Raw genomic sequence first — 14,667 nt, 5'->3', positions numbered from 1 at the left:
GGACGAACCTGGATGGAACCCATACTTCATCGACAAGCTTAAAGCTGCCGGCCCACTCTTCGGGGAATTCCGGGAGTTCCCAGTGCCAGAAGCCAATGTTGCAGCGTCCGTCAAAAAAATCCCGGCCCAGGTGGTTAAAGACAATAGGCATCTGATCGGCGTTAATATGAAAGATATTGACCCCGTATTGGGCCTGGGAAACTTCTTTATGCCGCCACCTGCGGTCACGCATTCTCGCAGGGTTACCAATCTCAAAGTTAATGATTCCAAAAGGAATGCCGGCGGCATCCAGGGCATTTGCGGCCATCCGGCAGGACTCCCCGATGCCCATTTCAGCCCTGACATAGCCAATCAGGTTGACACCATATGGATGCTTTTCTCCAGCTGCCGCTTTACCATGGGATTTTGTTTCTACTTCGGGAAAGTTTAAATAAACATTTGACCTGTTATCAAGGCAGGCATTCCTCAAAATAAAGGTATTAATAGCTCTTTTTATGAATTTAAATCTAGATCCACTGCCAAACTTGCGGTTGACTGCGACAGCCAAACAAGACAATTTCCAAAAGATATTGGACTTTAACTTGAAAATATTTGCTCTTATATTTCGAACTACATTTTTTATAATTGATACCATCCTTTAAATTTACTGATTTAGTATATGAATCAAAAAAGAAAATTGTGAAAAAGCCCGTCACAATAGCCTCTTCAACGTTCCCTGGGCATACGGCAGAAGTCGCTTGATGACTCCGAGGATCCCAATATAAGGTATTCAAAAAGCAAGTAACTTTTGGAATGCTTGCGCAATAAAATATCAGGAAGCTGAAGTATAATTATCGCTGAACTGATGGATAAGAAAATGGGCAGCGAGACTGATGCGGGCGTAATATTAAAGTAAAAGAATATAAAGGTTGAGGTAAATTGTCAGAACCTGAGACCTCTGTGGTCATACCCAACTGGAATGGCCGTGACCTGCTGGAAGCCTGCCTTGGGTCTTTGAGGCGCCAAACATACCAGGACTTTGAGGTAATCGTGGTGGATAACGGCTCAAGTGATGATTCAGTGCAGTTTATTCAGACTAATTTCAGCGAAGTGAAGGTCACCCGCCTGCCCGTCAATCAAGGTTTTTGTAAGGCCGTAAATTGTGGCATCAAATTAGCTAGGGGTAAGTACATCGCACTATTGAACAATGACACAGAAACCCACCCGGCCTGGCTGGAAGAACTGGTCGGGGCGCTGCGGGAGAACCCCCGGATTGGCTTCTGTGCCTCCAAAATGCTGAATTTTTTTCAGCGGGACAGGATTGACAATGCCGGTGACGGGCTGTCCTATTACGGATACAATGCAGGTCAGGGCGAAGCCGATTCCGGGCAATACGACAGGACCAGGCTTGTGCTCTCGGCGTGCGCGGGCGCCGCTATCTACCGAAGGGAGCTCTTTTCCGACACCGGTCTCTTTGATGAAGATTTTTTCGCTTATTATGAAGATATTGACCTCGCTCTTCGTGCCCAATTGAAAGGGTATCAATGCCTGTATGTCCCAACTGCAGTTGTATATCACATTCATCAGGCTACATCAAACCGGATACTGGCGAAACAATTCTTTTGCAAGCAGAGGAATATCTGTTTTGTCCACCTCAAGAATATACCCTATAAGCTGTTGCTAAAAATACTGCCTGTATTTCTGGCCCTTCACCTCTTTGTATCATTCTCATACTTCGTAAAAACAAAAGATTTAAAAACAGTTCTCAGGATATACTGGCATGTTTTAAAGGCAATCCCTACAGTAATGAGAAAAAGAAAGGTAATCCAGGTTCATAAGACAGTGCCGTCCTCTTATTTTGAATCAGTAACCGGGCCTTTCCCTTCCCTTTTTAGCTATCTTTTCAAGCAGCGCAAAAAATGATTCCGGTCTTACAAAGATGGAGGCCGGAATCATTCAATTCTCATCGGCGCCACCCCAAAACAGCGTAATCCCGCCAGCCAAATAATATTTCATTTAATTTTTTTATATTACTATCATTTCCTTTTAATCTATATTTCTCAGGTAAAAGTGAAGAAAAGCGGACTTCCACATTTTTAAAACCAACAAATTCTAATAAGAATTTAAGCGTCGATGGAGGTATTGGCTTTCTGTGGGTTAAATCCAAATAAAAGTTACTCAGCGCAAAAAGGCACTCGGGATTCACAGTCTCCAATATTATTAATCCTCCTGGTCTTAATTTAACCAGGGCAGTACTAATAATTTTCCACATTTCCCCAGGATTGAGATGCTCAATAACCTGAAAAGCTGTCACTGCCGCCAGTGATTGATCATCCTGTGCGGCAATAGAATCATACGCGTCCCTTTGCTCTACAATTAAACCTTTATCCCTGCATTGCCGGACCATAACTTCATTTAGATCAACGCCTATTGCCGGTATCCCCTCGTCTCTTAGCAATTCTAGAAATTCTCCTCTACCGGAGCCAATATCCAGCACTTTGCCGCCAGTAAATTTAAATGCTTTTCTTATATAATCAATATAAATACTTTGTCTATTTTTAATAAGCTCTTCCGAGCCACGAAATTTTTGTTCAAAAGCATGGTAAAACCATCCAATGCTTGCCCGCTCAAAATTATCTACAGACTTATCATTTACTACTTCGCTTTTTTCTTCAAAAATGTGTCCTGCATGCAATTGATCTTTGTCATTCATATCCAGATATGCAGTCAGTTTATTAAGAATATTAATGACTGTATAATTAAAATTTGAAATCTGCTCAAATAGTGGCTGGTAAATCCAAAATGTAGCTTTTGCTATAAATTTTTTAACATAGGTAATTAATTTGCCAAATACCGGACGGTGAGAAATCACGGGCGCTTTTCCGGCATTAAGGTTTGCTAAATAGCTAAGATAATCCAAATCCTGTCTTATTTCATGAGACAGGTTAATTGACAATGGTTTACACAAAATCTTCTTTGAATTGAAAATTTCTTCCACGTCTTTTTTTATAGCTTCCTCTATAGGTTGCCCATCCAAAAGCTTTACCTCCCTCAAAAGCCTCATAGCCACCTGCCAGTATGAGCAATTTCATGAAATCATTTCACACTCCCATTCAAGTACCGGACGAACGGCCCCGGGTATGGGACCTGTGTACTGTCCCCTGGTTGCGCTTACATCGATTGGGTCTACCACAGTGAAACTCAGCAGGTCTTTTTCATAGAAATGAACCTTTGACGTCTGCAGGGTGGTCAAGGCAAAACCCACGTAGTAGGTTCCGTCGTTCAGAAAGTTACCGGGTATTTTACACCTTGCCCGGTATATTCCCGGCAGGACTTTGCGCTTGGCTTCCATATCGATGGGGGCATCCATTGTTAGAAAAGCGAATACTCCGTCGGAAGTAAAAAAGTGAAAATTTGGCGTCACCTGCGCGCTGTAAACGTTTACGCTGTAAATCATCTCGATGCACACAGGCTCTTCGATAAAGCTTTCGCTGATCACCTGACCGTCCTCATTTATAATTCTGGCCTTGAGTAAATGGGCTGTTTCATCGCCTATCCGTCTTGGATTCAGGCTGTAGTCAACTTCGCCAAAGATGTTGGAACCCTCAGAGTAATAGTGTTGAATGATATCCACCGCCGGGCCTTTACAGACTAACCGTCCTCCATCGAGTAAAACACACTGATTACAAAGAGAAGCAATCATGGGCATATTATGGCTTACAAAAACTACTGTCCGCCCCTCCTCGCCAACCTTTTTCATTTTTCCCAGGCATTTTTTCTGAAACTTGGCGTCTCCCACCGCCAGCACTTCATCAATCAGCAAAATCTCCGGCTCCAGGTGAGCGGCCACGGCAAAAGCAAGGCGCACGTACATCCCCGAAGAGTACCTTTTGACCGGTGTATCCAGGAATCTTTCTACTTCCGCGAATGCCACAATTTCATCAAATTTCTTATTAATCTCTGCCCGGCTCATTCCAAGGATGGCGCCGTTCAAAAAGATGTTTTCCCGCCCGGTCAGTTCAGGATGAAAGCCAGTCCCTACTTCTAACAGGCTCGCCACTCTGCCCTTAATAGCAACCCGGCCGGCCGTTGGCTCGGTAATCCGGCTGATGATTTTCAACATAGTGGATTTGCCTGCGCCATTGCGGCCAATAATCCCCAGACGGTCCCCCTGCCTGACCTCAAAAGATATATCCTGCAGAGCCCAGAACTCTTCTCTGCTTCGGCCGGCGTCCGGGCCAAAACGTGGACGGGCTAACCACCGGCACCAATTTGATATCGTGACGGCCATCACATCCCGCAGAGCCGTGTAGGGTTCTTGTTTTTGATGGTTGATGAGATACTTTTTGCTCACATTGCAAACCTTTACAACTTTACTCATAGGCACCTCATATAATATCGGCAAACGATGTTTCCGTCCTACGGAAATAACTGATTCCTATAATACAAAACAGTAAGGTGGCACCAACAGACATTAAAAAGCCGGGCCAAAATATTTGTGTACTATCACCCAGGATCGCCCATCGAAAGCCGTCGATGACTCCCACCATCGGGTTTGCTGAAAACAGCAGCCTCCACCTTTCCGGAATAACGCTGCTGCTGAAGCCAACCGGTGATATATAAAGGCCAAACTGGATGATAAAAGGTACTACGTAGCGAAAATCCCGGTACTTTACGTTCAGGGCTGACAACCAGAGCCCTGCTCCCAAAACCGCAAGGAGGTCCAGGAAAAGAAAAAACGGCAGGGTCAAAATTTTCCAGTCAGGCCAGAAGTGATACCATAGCATTAAGGCAAACAAAATGACTATTGAAATCAAGAAGTCTACGAGACTGACAGCCATAGCAGACAGAGGTAAAAGCAGGCGGGGAAAATAGACTTTCGTTAGCAAATTCACATTGTTGATCAACGAATTGCTGCTTTCTTGCAGGGCGTTGGCAAAGAACTGCCACGGCAGCATCGCGGCATAGACCATGATTGGGTAGGGGACACCGTCCGATGGAAGCTTTGCTATTTTCCCAAAAACCACCGTAAAGACGACCATGGTCAGGAATGGCCTGAGCACACTCCAAGCTATACCGATTACTGTCTGCTTGTAGCGTACCAAGATGTCGCGCCAGGTTAAAAAATAGAGAAGCTCGCGATAAATCAGTAAATCACGCCAGTAATGCCGGAAAGAGCGCCCTGGTTCGATTATCAGGTTGAAATCTCCGTTTAGAGCAGGTTCAAACAGCCCTGGACCGTTCTTTTGCGAATCTTTTTTTTTTTGTCGTGAGCCTCACCCCTTCGACGAGATATTTAGTTTAATATATTAGATAGAAATTAGAATTGACACTAAAACATACTTCATCCTGGTCATATGTCTGTCCCAAATTTCTAAAACTAACTTTATAGTGAAAAATTAATTTACATATAATGGTAAAATATATTTATCGTTAAACAAATGGGTTTGTCAAGCTTACATTTTTCAGTGCTTTGTTTTTTTCTTTAAATTTATATCATAGATAAGGGTATCTTTATCTGCAACACCCGTTTCTCCATCAATATAGAAACGCAAAACACAATTTCCCTTATCAACACACTTGAATTGATGACAATAGATCTTTTCTTCATCTTGAATGCTGTTATTAACTATTTGACGCAAATCACTTTCCGACATGTCTAGTTTTAATGTTCCATATCCTTTCGCTATATAAGAGATCTCATATTCCGCGCCAGGCTCCAGCAAGAGGTAGTCTGTAGCAAGGAAAAGACATCCACTGGCCGGAGCGCCTTTCTTTAACAAATAACCTTTTTTACCGTTAACAGGTATCTCAGTAACATATTGATCATTTTTTAAAACAAATCTTACCTCGGAAGGCTCCAGCCTGCTAAGAGCATCTTCGATGAATCCGCTCCCTATACCGGTGATAAATTGCTCGTTTACTTCCAAAACAATAATATCTCTACTAAAGACGTCCTTTTCCCAGTCTAATTCTCCCAGGTTGTCTTCTTCTGCTGGAACTTTGTCATCATCCTTACAATTCATTCGTTTATTATAGTAGAAGATGTCGGAGCATACCCCGTTTTGAACCAGAGTCTGGATAATCTGTCCGGAAAAGCTGCCCCCCCACGAATAAAACGTTTGGTTGAAAACCACCAGGAGCAGCAGTAATAACCGGATGGGGAACCGGATAGCGGTCCGGCGTTCTCCAGACGTTCAGCAGCAACGCCAGGTCGTTGTCCGAACCGGAAGGAATGTCGTCAAGTTCAATTCTTGTACATTCCAGATTAGTAATACTTCGATTGACCAGTTCCTGCAACTTGAGTATCATCTCCCTGGTTGTAAAATAAGCACCCAGGTAATTCCAGTGGGTCCCGCCCCTGCAAAACAGCGGATACTCCGATTTTCTTTTTTGTTTCATGGTAATCTCGTGGCCGTCCAAGTACTGGACATCATACTGTTTCAAGAGATCCACGAAGTTCTGATAGTTTCTGTTTTGCCCGACAGGTATTTTGTTAAAGGCATCCGGTATGTATTCAGGATAGATTGATGCCTTGCTCGGTGTTATTAAGACAACAGAAGCAATCCCTATATAATAGGATATTAAAAAGACAGGCATAAAAATGTAAATAAAAACAGGAGAACTGAAAACCACGGCATAACCCCTTTAATAATCGTTTAAATATATTTTTCCTTTCCTGTAAGCCTTAACTGATTAACCACCGACTTAATATCCTGTACCCGCTCTTTGGGGCAAATCAAAATCACATCTTCACTTTCCACGATCACCATGTTCTTTACACCAACAGTGGCAACCAGCTTGGATTGAGCCTCAATAATACAGTTCTCACTGTTAATATTCAGGCACTCTCCTCCAACCAATACGTTGCCGTCCGCATCCGCTGGCGCAATCCGTTCCATTGCCGCCCAGGAACCAATATCATCCCAGCCAAAATCGCCGGGTATAACCAGTACATTTTTTGCTTTCTCCATCACCCCATAATCAATGGATATATTTGGCATATCATGATAGCAGGCGTTCATAAGCTCCTGATTATTGTCTGCAACAGCCCTGCGCATTTGCGGCAGCTTTTTAGTTATACCGGGCAGGTATTCTTGAACCGAGCTCAGTAAAATGGAAGGCCTCCACACAAACATACCGCTGTTCCAGTAGTAGTTTCCTTCAGCCAGATACTTTTCTGCGGTGAGACGGTCAGGTTTTTCAACAAAGCGTATGACACTGTATATTCTTGCCCCGCCTTCAGTAGTCAGAAGCTGCCCTGCCATTATATAGCCGTAACCAGTCTCCGGTGAAGTCGGGTTGATTCCTATGGTCACTAAAACATCACTGGCAGCCGCAACGCTGCTGGCCGCCTTCATGATGGAAACAAACCGGTCATTTTGCTGAATAACATGATCTGACGGAACGATCACCATTACCGGATCGCCCTTGTTTTCCACATGGAGAGCCGCCAACAAAAGGCAGGGCGCTGTGTTCCTTCCCACCGGCTCCACGATCATATTTTGACGCGGCAATTCAGGCAGGTGCAGTTCAATTGTCGCAGCCAGTTTTTCGGTGGTAACCACCAGGATATTTTCCACCGGGATCCATTTTTGCAAGCGGTTAATAGTACCTCTCAGGAGGGAATCCTTTCCTGTGAAACATAGCAATTGTTTTGGTCTGGCAGCTCTGCTTTTGGGCCAGAACCGTTCGCCGGTTCCCCCGGCCATGATTACCGCGCAAAGTTTATTCTCAATCATTTTCAACCCCAGGACATGGTTTGGCTAAAGGTTTATTGTTCAAACTGGCTACACTTGACTTTGTAGCCGGCATCCATTAAAACTTTATCCTTCCGGGCTAACTCCAGATCGTGTTCAAGCATCATGTCAACCAATTGTTTAAAAGATGTTTTGGGCTGCCAGCCCAGCTTCGTCCTGGCCTTGGTTATATCCCCCTGGAGGTAATCGACCTCAGTAGGACGAAAATAACGGGGATCGATCACCACATATTTTCGCCAGTCCAAAGACAATTTTTCAAAAACCAGGTTTAAAAAATCACGGACGGTATGCGACTCTCCGGTAGCAATCACATAGTCATCAGGCTGATCCTGCTGGAGCATTAACCACATGGCTTCTACATAATCTCCGGCAAACCCCCAGTCCCGCCTGGCATCCAAATTTCCCAAAATAAGTTTATCTTGAAGTCCAAATTTAATTCGTGAAGCCGTCCTGGTTATTTTTCGAGTGACAAAATTCTCCCCGCGCCTGGGGGATTCATGGTTAAAAAGAATTCCATTCACGGCGAACAAGCCATATGCCTCCCTATAATTCACCATCTGCCAGAATGCATGCGCTTTGGCTGCCGCATAAGGGCTGCGGGGTAAAAAGGGAGTCGTTTCAGATTGTGGCGGCTTGGCATTGCCAAACATTTCTGACGAACCAGCTTGATAAAATTTTATCTGCCTGCTGTTCTCTATCTGACAGTCGCGGATAACTTCAATCAATCGCAACGCTCCCAAAGCCACAATATCAGCGGTATATATGGGCTTTTGAAAAGAAACCTTGACGTGCGACTGTGCAGCCAGGTTGTATACCTCGTCCGGTTTGACAAGATTTACAATTCTTCTGAGCACCGTAGAGTCGCTAAGATCACCGTAATGCAAGAAAAATTTGCAGCCGGCTTCATCCGGATTTTGATAAATATGCTCGATACGTCCGGTATTAAAGTTTGAAGACCTCCTGATTACACCGTGCACCTCATAACCTTTGTCGATCAAAAATTCTGCCAGATAGCTGCCATCCTGTCCGGTGATACCGGTAATAAGAGCCCTCTTAGTCATCTAAATCCTCCTAAAACCTGAGTTGCTTGCCCTCTAATAACCTTGATTAACATGGGTAAGCTGGATTGTATGGAAAACCGCTGCTCTACGCACTCCCTGCCTAGCCGTCCCATTTCCCGGCGCAGCCGTTCTGACCGGAGCAAGCTGCAGATTTTATCTGACCATTCGCCCAAAGATAAAGCCAGGTAGCCATTTACCCCATCTTTGACGATCTCATTATTAGCGCTTACAGGAGAAGCCACCGCGGCAACCCCGGCGGCCATATATTGAAGAAGCTTCAACCCGCACTTTCCCCTCGCTTCCTCACTTTCGGTTAAAGGCATCACTCCCACATCAAAACTTAGAATCTGCCCAACCTCACTTTCCAAAGACCACATCAGGTGTTCCACCTTAACTCCCGGACATTCAAAATTCTGTCCCCCAATTATTCTGATGAGAATGTTATAGCTCCGGGCGATTTCCTGAAAAACAGGCTTTAAAATATTGAGGTAAGGCAGTGAACCCGGCATGCCTATCCAGCCGATTACATACGGCTCACCCGGTTTTTTGCCGTTATATTGCTTCACCGGATATCTAACCAGATCGATGGATGTAGGAATAATTACAACATTGTTGTTATAAGTCCGGGCATAGTCAGCCAAATATGAATTCCCCGCAATTATTGTGTCGCATTTGGCAATCACCCTGGCCACCCGGTTGGGGTCGGTGAACTTTTCTGCCAGTGTTTTTTTACGGTGAAGCGATGTTGCATAAATGGCATCGTCAAAATCAAAAATGATACTTTTCCCCAGCAGGCCGGCAATCATACAGATAAGTATTTCCGGTAAAGGATAAATATGGGGCAGCACCAGCCGCTGGATAAATATCGTGTCGTAACGCCAGATTATGAAACAGGCCAGAATGCGGGAAAGAGCACTTATCCCGAAAAAGACAAATTTAGCGATTATACCTTTATAAGGGGCATACCTTGTGTAGACATAATCAGACACACCCGGCCTGCAATCGGCGACAATCCCCTGCCTTCTCAGGTGGTCCAGGTACTGGTAAATTCTGTACCTGCTGGGCGGGTCATTCCACGATGCCGTCGGAAGGAATAATACTTTCAACTCGGCCACACCTCAGATTTCCCCCACCATCCCAGGTTGCCGGCGTACCATTGGATAGTTTCTTGAAGCGCCCGGGCAAAATCATACCGGGGCTTCCAGCCCAGTTCGCGTTGTATTTTACCGCTGTCCACGGCATAACGCCGGTCATGCCCGGGACGGTCGTTTACATGCCTGATCAGGCTGGACGGTTTTCCCAGCTGTCTCAGTATTTCTTCCGCCAGTTCAAGGTTGGTAAGTTCGCGACCGCCGCCGATGTTATATATTTCACCTTCCCTGCCGTTGAGGATAACGGCTTCAAGAGCGCGGCAGTGGTCGGCGACGTAAAGCCAGTCACGAACATTAAGTCCGTCGCCGTAAAGCGGTACAGGCCTGTTTTCAAGTGCGCAGGTTATGGTTACAGGTATGAACTTTTCTGGGAACTGGCGGGGGCCAAAGTTATTGGAGCAGCGGGTGACTATAACCGGTAAGCCGTAGGTTTTGAAATAAGCGCGGCACAGCAGGTCAGCTGATGCTTTGCTGGCAGAGTAGGGGCTGTTGGGAGCCAGGGGTGAATCCTCGTGGAATACCCCGTCCGGGCCCAGAGAACCGTAGACTTCATCCGTGGATACCTGAATAAATTGTGTTATTCCGTGCTTCCTGGCGGCTTCAAGAAGCACCTGAGTGCCTTTGATATTATTTTCAATAAAAGGGGCCGGGTCGTCTATACTCCGGTCCACGTGAGACTCTGCCGCAAAGTTTACGATCACGTCTATACCTTTGCTGATAGCCGTATTTACTGTATCGGCGTCCGCGATGTCACCTTTTACAAATAGGTGGCGATCCTCGGCCAGTCCCTCGAAATTTTTAGGGTTGCCCGCATAGGTAAGTTTATCGAGGTTGGTGATCTTCCAGTCCTGATGTTCGCCGAGAATGTAGTGAATAAAGTTTGAGCCGATAAAACCCGCTCCTCCTGTTATGAGAAGTCTCATCTGCAATTCCTCCAGTATAAAAACCGAAACATCTTAAGTGATGGTATTCCTCCAGATTAAAACAAGTCATTTATAACCATGGTGTTGAACCACTCGTTTACCCTAAATACCTGGCAAGGGCATCTTCCCAGGTAGGAAGCAGGTAACCGATGGTTTCCTGAAGGGGAAATGGATCCAGGACAGAATTTTGCGGACGCCTGGCCGGGCGCCCCATAAACATGGTATTGCATGGAGTCAAATCCACACTTAGGCCTTTTCTGGCAAAGATTGCTTTCGCAAAATCATGCCAGGTGACGCTCCCCTGATTGGTAATATGATAAATCCCGTAACAGCCGCTCGCACATAAATCCGCTATGCCCCTGGCCAGGTCCACGGTATAAGTTGGGCTCCCCGTCTGGTCATTCACCACGCGGACCTTTCCCTCATCCCGTCCCAAGCGCAGCATGGTCATAACAAAATTATTTCCCCCCGGCCCGAAAAGCCAGCTGGTCCGTACAATGTAATATGTATTAGTATTAACGGATAACGCTTTCTCTCCCCAGAGTTTGCTGTTCCCATATATGTTGGAAGGACACGGGTCATCATAGATGGAATAGGCGCCCGGTTTATTGCCGTCAAAAACATAATCGGTGCTGACGTGTACCAGTATCGCTCCTGCCTCTCTGCAGGCAACAGCCAGATTCCGCGGCCCAAGGCCGTTGATCAGGAAAGCCAGGTGGGGCTCTGTCTCAGCCCCGTCAACATTGGTATAAGCAGCGCAGTTGATTACAATTTCCGGTTTCTCGCAGCATGTAACCCGCCTTACCAGCTTGAGATCTGTAATATCCAAGTCGGTCCGTTTCAAAGCGATTACCTCCGCCTCCCGGCTGGCGAACTCAGCCGCCACCGCCCGGCCCAACATACCGGCGGCGCCGGTGATCATAACCCTCACCCGTGAACAACCTCCCATGAGTAAGGTATTGACTGGTCATTATATGGAAGGCGGTATTCATCCGGATTTCCGTAATTGTAAAGTTTAGTGGGAAAGTTAACTATAAGAGCGGTTTCATTCCCCTCTGCCGTAAATCCATGGTAGACCAAAGGCGGAATCTTTAACAGCACCGGGTTAAGGTAACCCAGGTGAAATACATTAACCTTCCCTTTGGTGGGACTGCCTTCCCGCAAGTCACACAGGACCGTTCTGGCCATCCCCGCGACACAGACAAAATGATCCCACTGCAGTTTGTGATAATGCCACGCTTTGACTATACCCGGATAGCAAGCGGTAATATACGCCTGCCCAAAATTCATAAATTCCGGCCAGTCCCTGCGCAGCATTTCCATCAGAAAACCCCGCTCGTCAGGAATCAGCTTTAAATGCCTTACTTCCACGCCATCAATTAGATTTATCTTGAGCACCCCCGTCTTAAACAAATACTTCTGAATCGTCTCCCAGGAACAAGCGGACAGCCTTATGGCGGTCTTTCTTTTTACTAACTCTGGTGTTATTGCCGATCAAACTGTCCTCAATGCGTTCCACATCCTTTAAAAAGCAGTTATTGAGGACAACAGAATGTTCTATGCTGACGTTTTCCAGTTTGCTTTCTTTACCCAAGGCAGTATAGGGGCCGATAAAGGAATTATTAATTACAACATTTTCGCCGATAACTGCCGGGCCGCGTATTATACTGTTTTTAATCCTGCTCCCTCTGCCGATTTCCACTCTGCCCGTAACACTGCTTAATTGATCCACCGCCCCGTTTATTTCCGGCCGGGCATATTCATCCAGAACAACCCGGTTTGCCTCCAGGATGTCGTCTTTTTTACCGGTATCCAGCCACCAGCCCTCCAAAATACTTGCGTCTACACGGCAACCCGAATCAATCATTTCCTGAATAGCGTCAGTTATCTCCAATTCACCCCGCCAGGACGGCCTGATTCTGTCTATTGCTCCGTGTACGGCAGAATTAAAAAGGTAGATTCCTACCAGCGCCAGATTACTGGGCGGCTCTTTCGGTTTTTCAATAAGCTTTACCACCCTGTTTTTTTCATCCAATACAGCTACACCGAATTGGCCTGGATTGCCGACCTGTTTTAACTGGATAAACGAGTCAGCTGACGAGTTAATAAAATCTTTAACCATACGGCTAACTCCGCCCTGAATAAGGTTGTCGCCGAGAAACATTAAAAAAGGTGAATCCACCAGGAAAGACCTTGCTGTTTTTACAGCATGGGCCAGGCCTGAAGACGCATCTTGCATAATGTAAGTAACCCGCGCTCCCCAGCGCTCACCGCCGCCTATAGCGTCTTTTACCTGCTGTCCGGTTTCGGGAGAAATAACAACCCCGATGTCAACAATATCAGCCCCACGAACCTGCTCCATCACAAATTCCAGAATGGGTTTATTAGCCACAGGGATTAGTTGTTTTGCCGTGGTATAGGTTAATGGGCGCAGACGGGTCCCTTTACCGCCGCTCAAAATCAGGGCCTTCAACTAAAGCCACTTCCTTGATTTATATATTTTTATTTATAAGTACTCTTGAATGGATAATATGCGTTATTTTCAAAGAAAAAGTCGCGACCTTGCTTTAGCCGCCGTACTAATAGTCTACTTTAGGTTATTCCGGCATGGACCTAATTGCCCTCAGACGGCCGAATATTCTGTTTAAAGCCCAGCTTCTCTGCAGACCTTCACTGATTAAAATAAAAGCAATCATGTACACCTGCAAACGAATTCGATACAGGCCGCCCATGTTGGAAGAACCAAGGCTGTAAACCAGGCCGAAGCAGGTAATCACAATCAATAGAAACAGGCAGGCGCCCCGTTGATTATGCCATAGTTGACTAACACCTATTACAAAGTAGAAGTATAAGAAGTACATAAACGCCATTTCAGGAATCGTGATGATACGCATTGGTCCCATGGCCTGCCAGGGCAAAGGGCCAAGGAGAAAATAAAATATGCCAGTGGGTAAATATTTTAAAGCGTCGGAATAACTTTCAAAAACAGCGTCTCCCGCAAAGGCTGCCCCGCCATAGGCTGCAACTTGATGCTGTTCTCCGATGGTCTCAACGCTCTGGCTGAAAAGATAATTCGTGCCCAAAAAACCGTAACCCATTTGCTGCAAAGCAAATCCCGCGATTAAAAAAATGGTCAGGGCGTAAGCAAATCTTTGCCACCAGAGGAACTTTGTGGCGGTAAAAACATAAGAAAGTGTGATACACATGGCAAGCAGTATCCCAACATAAAACCGCAGCGAAACCAGAGCCATTAACAGCAAGGACATTAACAGCACCTTATTAAACACAAACCTCTCCATCAATTCAAGGTTTAGCCTGACAATCAACGTTATTAAAAAAATAATCAAGCTGTCTTTTAAATTTAATGATGACCACAGAATGGATGAGGGGAAATAGGCAGCTAGAAAAAAGCTGATTTTTGCCACCTTCGGGCTGCTTAGCCTTAAGCAAATAAAAAACAAGTTAAATCCTATGCAGACGGATGTAATGCTGTTCAAAACGCGGATCAGGTCCGGCTTAAATCCCACGAGGTAATAAATCAGGCCGTTCCAGTAGTAGTAGCCGAAATTATCCGTAAATATCGCTACTTTCCTTCCATCCTGCCAGGCGCTGGCAATCAATTTGCCCATGTCCTCATAGTAAAGCGCATCCGAATTATTGACGTAGTTGATGAAAGCTGTGTCAAAACTGTGAGTTGCCAGGATAAAAAGCAATCTTATCAGCAGCGCGCCCAAAGCCAGCCTGAATAAAAATATTCTATCGTTTTCCGGCACCTCATGTATCCGGGCTAAAA

14 protein-coding genes and 1 pseudogene are annotated in these 14,667 nt (G+C 45.6%); 1 reads left to right on the top strand and 14 read right to left on the bottom strand.

The window, feature by feature from the left end; genetic code table 11:
• Positions 1–547 (bottom strand): annotated as a pseudogene (locus Pmgp_RS12315) (hypothetical protein); the annotation flags it as partial.
• 371 nt (positions 548–918) lie between these two features.
• Here Pmgp_RS12315 and Pmgp_RS12310 point away from each other — a divergent pair.
• On the top strand, positions 919–1,902 hold the full coding sequence (locus Pmgp_RS12310) for a glycosyltransferase family 2 protein (RefSeq protein ID WP_134214286.1): 984 nt from the start codon (positions 919–921) through the stop codon (positions 1,900–1,902).
• Positions 1,903–1,942: 40 nt separating this feature from the next.
• Here the strand turns inward: Pmgp_RS12310 and Pmgp_RS12305 are convergent, their stop codons facing one another.
• The 13 genes from Pmgp_RS12305 to Pmgp_RS12245 all read right to left on the bottom strand — a co-directional run bounded on the left by Pmgp_RS12305 (position 1,943) and on the right by Pmgp_RS12245 (position 14,647).
• On the bottom strand, positions 1,943–3,016 hold the full coding sequence (locus Pmgp_RS12305; RefSeq protein ID WP_192902917.1) for a class I SAM-dependent methyltransferase: 1,074 nt from the start codon (positions 3,014–3,016) through the stop codon (positions 1,943–1,945).
• A 51-nt stretch (positions 3,017–3,067) separates the two neighbouring features.
• Positions 3,068–4,360: an ABC transporter ATP-binding protein gene (locus tag Pmgp_RS12300; RefSeq protein ID WP_134214284.1), complete on the bottom strand. Its 1,293-nt coding sequence runs from the start codon at positions 4,358–4,360 to the stop codon at positions 3,068–3,070.
• 7 nt (positions 4,361–4,367) lie between these two features.
• A complete protein-coding gene (locus tag Pmgp_RS12295) occupies positions 4,368–5,126 on the bottom strand; it encodes an ABC transporter permease (protein WP_282432904.1) in 759 nt (252 codons plus the stop codon).
• Positions 5,127–5,444: 318 nt separating this feature from the next.
• Entirely contained in the window at positions 5,445–6,005 is a 561-nt protein-coding gene (locus tag Pmgp_RS12290; RefSeq protein WP_134214282.1) for a hypothetical protein, read from the bottom strand.
• A gap of 7 nt (positions 6,006–6,012) precedes the next feature.
• Positions 6,013–6,615, bottom strand: coding sequence for an alginate O-acetyltransferase AlgX-related protein (locus Pmgp_RS12285; RefSeq protein ID WP_153189217.1), 603 nt, complete (start codon positions 6,613–6,615; stop codon positions 6,013–6,015).
• A gap of 23 nt (positions 6,616–6,638) precedes the next feature.
• Entirely contained in the window at positions 6,639–7,721 is a 1,083-nt protein-coding gene (locus Pmgp_RS12280; protein WP_134214280.1) for a mannose-1-phosphate guanylyltransferase, read from the bottom strand.
• 32 nt (positions 7,722–7,753) lie between these two features.
• On the bottom strand, positions 7,754–8,800 hold the full coding sequence (gmd, locus tag Pmgp_RS12275; RefSeq protein WP_134214279.1) for a GDP-mannose 4,6-dehydratase: 1,047 nt from the start codon (positions 8,798–8,800) through the stop codon (positions 7,754–7,756).
• A complete protein-coding gene (locus tag Pmgp_RS12270; RefSeq protein WP_134214278.1) occupies positions 8,797–9,906 on the bottom strand; it encodes a glycosyltransferase family 4 protein in 1,110 nt (369 codons plus the stop codon). The genes gmd and Pmgp_RS12270 overlap by 4 nt, the downstream gene beginning before the upstream one ends.
• The gene (rfbB, locus tag Pmgp_RS12265; RefSeq protein ID WP_134214277.1) at positions 9,903–10,874 is read right to left on the bottom strand and encodes a dTDP-glucose 4,6-dehydratase; all 972 of its coding nucleotides are present in this window, start codon (positions 10,872–10,874) and stop codon (positions 9,903–9,905) included. The genes Pmgp_RS12270 and rfbB overlap by 4 nt, the downstream gene beginning before the upstream one ends.
• Positions 10,875–10,971: 97 nt before the next feature.
• Complete coding sequence (rfbD, locus tag Pmgp_RS12260; protein ID WP_243119833.1) at positions 10,972–11,796, bottom strand: dTDP-4-dehydrorhamnose reductase; 825 nt, start codon at positions 11,794–11,796, stop codon at positions 10,972–10,974.
• 5 nt (positions 11,797–11,801) lie between these two features.
• The gene (locus Pmgp_RS12255; protein WP_243119830.1) at positions 11,802–12,287 is read right to left on the bottom strand and encodes a dTDP-4-dehydrorhamnose 3,5-epimerase family protein; all 486 of its coding nucleotides are present in this window, start codon (positions 12,285–12,287) and stop codon (positions 11,802–11,804) included.
• Positions 12,280–13,347 (bottom strand): glucose-1-phosphate thymidylyltransferase, encoded by a 1,068-nt coding sequence (locus Pmgp_RS12250; RefSeq protein WP_134214275.1) that lies wholly within the window; start codon positions 13,345–13,347, stop codon positions 12,280–12,282. Before Pmgp_RS12250 ends, Pmgp_RS12255 begins: the two co-directional genes overlap by 8 nt.
• Positions 13,348–13,471: 124 nt before the next feature.
• Entirely contained in the window at positions 13,472–14,647 is a 1,176-nt protein-coding gene (locus Pmgp_RS12245; protein WP_153189216.1) for a hypothetical protein, read from the bottom strand.
• Between the last annotated feature and the right edge of the window lie 20 nt (positions 14,648–14,667).

The organism is Pelotomaculum propionicicum (assembly GCF_004369225.1).
Lineage (GTDB): Bacteria > Bacillota > Desulfotomaculia > Desulfotomaculales > Pelotomaculaceae > Pelotomaculum_B > Pelotomaculum_B propionicicum.
Note: the sequence above shows the minus strand (reverse complement) of the source record. Positions and strands in the feature narration are given on the sequence as shown.

Bases quoted from the DNA above. Each gene is read 5' to 3' on its own strand.
- rfbB (WP_134214277.1), bottom strand. From the start codon at position 10,874: ATGAGACTTCTCATAACAGGAGGAGCGGGTTTTATCGGCTCAAACTTT.
- Pmgp_RS12290 (WP_134214282.1), bottom strand. From the start codon at position 6,005: ATGAATTGTAAGGATGATGACAAAGTTCCAGCAGAAGAAGACAACCTG.
- Pmgp_RS12280 (WP_134214280.1), bottom strand. From the start codon at position 7,721: ATGATTGAGAATAAACTTTGCGCGGTAATCATGGCCGGGGGAACCGGC.
- gmd (WP_134214279.1), bottom strand. From the start codon at position 8,800: ATGACTAAGAGGGCTCTTATTACCGGTATCACCGGACAGGATGGCAGC.
- Pmgp_RS12300 (WP_134214284.1), bottom strand. From the start codon at position 4,360: ATGAGTAAAGTTGTAAAGGTTTGCAATGTGAGCAAAAAGTATCTCATC.
- rfbD (WP_243119833.1), bottom strand. From the start codon at position 11,796: ATGATCACCGGCGCCGCCGGTATGTTGGGCCGGGCGGTGGCGGCTGAG.